Origin of the sequence: Streptomyces sp. 4N509B (assembly GCF_052245655.1) — a bacterium.
Classification (GTDB): domain Bacteria; phylum Actinomycetota; class Actinomycetes; order Streptomycetales; family Streptomycetaceae; genus Streptomyces.
Genome location: NZ_JBQQBZ010000104.1, coordinates 1 through 639, shown reverse-complemented (window position 1 = coordinate 639; position 639 = coordinate 1). Strand labels below are relative to the sequence as shown.

Here is a 639-nt window from a genome sequence, read left to right as displayed (position 1 = left end):
CACCCGTCATCCCACTCTCCGCACCCCACAAACCCCACGCCAACGAAACACCCGACAACCCCAACCCACACCGATACGCCGCCAACGCATCCAAAAACGCATTCGCCGCCGCATAATTCCCCTGACCCGCATTACCGAATATGCCGGCCGCCGAGGAGTAGAGAACGAACATGCTGAGGTCGGCGTCGCGGGTCAGCTCGTGCAGGTTCACCGCCGCGTCGACCTTCGGCCGCAGCACGTCGCGCAGCCGCTCCGCGCTCAGGGAGGTGACGAGCCCGTCGTCGAGGACGCCGGCCGCGTGGACGACACCCCTCAGCGGGAACTCCTCCGGCACCAACGCCAACGCCTGCGCCAACTGCTCCCGATCCGCCACATCACACGCCGCCACCTCCACCACCGCGCCCGCCGCCTCCAACTCCGCCACCAACTCCACCGCGCCCCCGGCATCCATGCCTCGACGGCTGGTCAACACCAACGACCGCACCCCGTACTCAGCCACCAAATGACGCGCAACCAACCCACCCAACGTCCCCGTCCCACCCGTCACCAACACCGTCCCACCCGCAACCGAACCCACCACACCAGCAGACACCCCACCCACAACACCCACCACACGCACCAACCGCGGCACCAACACCC

At 67.4% G+C, this 639-nt stretch carries 1 protein-coding gene; it reads right to left on the bottom strand.

What is annotated here, in order from left to right:
• Positions 1–639 (bottom strand): SDR family NAD(P)-dependent oxidoreductase (locus ACTWP5_RS32115; RefSeq protein WP_443224713.1); only part of this gene is annotated, 639 nt, incomplete at both ends.